The organism is Moorena sp. SIO1F2, from assembly GCF_010672755.1.
In the GTDB taxonomy this organism is placed as follows: Bacteria; Cyanobacteriota; Cyanobacteriia; order Cyanobacteriales; family Coleofasciculaceae; genus Moorena.
This window is the reverse complement of the sequence record NZ_JAAHFV010000534.1, coordinates 1-3,108: the sequence shown is the minus strand read 5'-3', so window position 1 is coordinate 3,108 and position 3,108 is coordinate 1. Positions and strand designations below refer to the sequence as shown.

Below are 3,108 nucleotides of genomic sequence, written 5' to 3'. Positions count from 1 at the left end.
TTAACTGTGATGCACTCTCAGCTAAATAGGCCTTGACATCCTCCCCACCCTATAGAGGGATGGGGATTCCGAAGAATCACTTCTTGGAGTTCCTGGTTGTTCCCTGGCGGGATTTCGGCACTTGGCTAGAGGTTTGAGCCACCGCTAGTACGCCTGCACAGGCAGTTTCCATTCCCCGATTGCCCACGGGTACTGAGTTTACTCCACGCCATAACACCATCTCGGCAGCCGCATGATCGCGATGAGTCTGGTATCCACATTCAGGACAATGATGAACCCTTTCCCCAAGGGGCTTACCCACAGTTGCGCCGCAACTTGGACAGGTTTGACTTGTACCGTTGGGATTGACTCGCATAAAAAATACCCCCCGTTTCCAGCACACCCATTCCAGGCGAGAAAGAAACGCCCCAAAGGATGCATCAATACACTCTTTGCGGAGCATCCCTCGGTTGAGTCCAACTGTATTCAGGTCTTCTGCAAAAATGGTTTGAGCTTGGTCACAAAGGTTATGTGCCGTTTTGTAATGGAAGTCTTTGCGCTTGGCGGTAATCTCATTATGCAATCGCGCCACCTTGATTTGAGCTTTTTCCCAGTTAGCAGAACGCTTTTGTTTTCGTGCGGCTCGACGTTGCAGCAATTTCAGCTTGCTGTATTGAGACTTCAAAAACTTAGGACGTTCAAAAAAGTTGCCATCAGATGTGGTGGCGAATCGCTCCAATCCCAAGTCAATGCCAATCGCTCTACCATGAACAGAAATATCGGGAATCGACACTTGAGATTGAATCGAAACAATTACATACCATTGGGTTCCACGAGCCTTAGACAACACCCTTACTTGCTTGACTTTAAATCCATCTGGAATTGGGCGACTATAGCTAATTAGGATACTTCCAATCTTGGGCAGTTTAATTTCAAAGCCATTAATTGGGTTGTCTTTGAACTGTGGAAACAAGAAAGACTTGAATTGTCCAAACTTCTTAAACCTTGGAAATCCAAAACCACGTTTTTGAAATGCTTTCCATGTGTCATGCAACCTCCGAATCGTAGTTTGCAACACTTGAGAATAAACATTCTTGAGGTCTGGCCAGGTCTGTTTCAATTTAGGCAAATCATTTTGCTGACGATGATAAGATGGAAAAGGGACGTCGGCGGGAATAATGTATTCCCGATTCAATGAACACCTATCCATCAAACACTTACGGGAGTTGATCCAGTCCTTAAGTTCGCCCAATGCACGGTTATAAACCTGGCGCGACGTTTCCAGCCATTCGAGCATTGTTGCCGATTGGTGCAGGTCTGGATAAATACGGTAAGTGTAGTTCATGGTAAGCATAACCGGATTTTACCACACAGCCGCACGAGTGTTAAAATCTCAAATACTAAAAATAATTGGCTTAGCAACGCCCTCCCTATCCATCCCCACCCTGAAGAAGGATGGGGAATTCCGTGAAAAAAGGTTAATCAAAGCTGCTGATGGGAGCGTCAATTTTTTTTTGCGATTGACCTTTGGTCACGCTTTCGGCAAAGCCGACGCTGCTTGAGGTGCGATCGCACTCACTTAGAGCCGATGCTTCCCAAGCTAAAAACTACCTGGAATCTCTCTAACAAAGCCCAAATGGGGTTCGATGCGACCTGTAGACATGCTCACCCAAGCTAGTCCTTCGGAAGTTCCGATCCATAACTTGTTACCAGTATTAGGAGCTAATGCCAGAATACGACTAGAGGGTAGCTTGCCTAGTTTAGCCAACACTTCTCCACTGTCTCGTTTTATTTTAAATAAGCCATTATCTGTACCAACCCAAACATTACCATCTAGATCAAACTGCACAGCAGTGACATTACGTCCTCTTAGGGGAGTTACAGACCTGAACACTTCGTAAGTGTCTGGGTTAATCACCAGTAAACTATTAGGAGTGCCAGCCCATAGCATTCCCTCCGGTCCTCGGGTCAAGGTTTGTACCGTGTTTCCTGGTAAATCCTTGATGCGAGCAATTACAAAAGCACTAGCAGTATCGACTCGCACTAGCCCTTCTAGAGTCCCCACCCACAGCTGACCCTCTTCATCTAGAGTCAAAGCATTGGCACTGACACCGGGTAATTTTTGTAATGTTGTCATCAACAATCCCTGGTCAGGGCTAATCAGAGCCAGACCGCGATCGCTTCCCACCCAAAGATAGCCACGAGTGTCAATCAACAGGGACAACACATTATTAGACGGTAAGGTAAAGTTTTGGGCATTAATTTCATTATTACGGGGGTCTATACGCAATAGTCCTTCATAGGTTCCTAACCAAATCCGCCCTACCCGATCCTGAGCTATCGCACCAACAGTGTAATTGGGCAGACTTAGGCGAGTGCGGATTTTTCCACTATTAGGGTCAATTCTTGTTAATCCTAGCCAAGAGCCCACCCAAAGCTCACCGGTAAAATCTGGTTGCAAGGCAGACACCCGAAAATCCGCTGGCAGGGGCTGGGTTTCTTGCCTGAGACGTTGATCAGGCAAAGGTCTAGTGGGCGGCGGAGGGTTTCCCCTGGAGGTAGGGGGGGATACCTCTTTGTTTACCGAGTCAGTGGATAACTGTGTCTGAGCGATCGCTGTTGATGAATCTGAAAAATAGTTGTTTGGCTCACTGTCTGGGATTGACACCGGTAATATTTGCCCCAGCAGTGTAGCACTGATTACCAGACCGATACGGTTAGTTAAGCGGTTAGTTAAGCGGTTAGTTAACCAATTCGTTAACCATGCCATTATTTCCAGCATCTTGATTAAGCCTTTAGTTGATCAGTACTTATATCATGTCGGGATAATTACCCTGTCTTGATGCAATAGCGAGTGGGGGAAACCCCCAAGACCGCGCTGCATCGCTTAATAAAAATCTCCCCATCTCCCCATCTCCCCATCTCTCCATCTCTCCATCTCTCCATCTCTCCATCTCTCCATCTCTCCATCTCTCCATCTCTCCATCTCTCCATCTCTCCATCTCTCCATCTCTCCATCTCTCCATCTCTCCATCTCCCCATCTCCCCATCTCCCCATCTCCCCATCTCCCCATCTCCCCATCTCCCCACCCTCCCTCTAATTATGGGTATTCAACCTGACTTGATATT

At 47.0% G+C, this 3,108-nt stretch carries 4 protein-coding genes; 1 reads left to right on the top strand and 3 read right to left on the bottom strand.

Translation table 11 applies throughout. The features are described from left to right. Positions 1 to 76 precede the first annotated feature (76 nt). On the bottom strand, positions 77 to 1,324 hold the full coding sequence (locus F6J94_RS32315) for an RNA-guided endonuclease InsQ/TnpB family protein (RefSeq protein WP_367142309.1): 1,248 nt from the start codon (positions 1,322 to 1,324) through the stop codon (positions 77 to 79). On the opposite strand from F6J94_RS32315, the gene F6J94_RS32310 reads away from it, so the two are divergent. Continuing rightward, a complete protein-coding gene (locus F6J94_RS32310) occupies positions 1,323 to 1,541 on the top strand; it encodes a hypothetical protein (RefSeq protein ID WP_070394934.1) in 219 nt (72 codons plus the stop codon). The genes F6J94_RS32315 and F6J94_RS32310 overlap by 2 nt on opposite strands. Before the next feature lie 38 nt (positions 1,542 to 1,579). On the opposite strand, the gene F6J94_RS32305 is transcribed toward F6J94_RS32310, so the two are convergent. Both F6J94_RS32305 and F6J94_RS32300 read right to left on the bottom strand, forming a co-directional pair. Continuing rightward, entirely contained in the window at positions 1,580 to 2,761 is a 1,182-nt protein-coding gene (locus tag F6J94_RS32305; RefSeq protein ID WP_293047712.1) for a two-component regulator propeller domain-containing protein, read from the bottom strand. A gap of 105 nt (positions 2,762 to 2,866) precedes the next feature. After that, positions 2,867 to 3,061 (bottom strand): isopentenyl pyrophosphate isomerase, encoded by a 195-nt coding sequence (locus F6J94_RS32300; protein WP_293047709.1) that lies wholly within the window; start codon positions 3,059 to 3,061, stop codon positions 2,867 to 2,869. Positions 3,062 to 3,108: the final 47 nt, after the last annotated feature.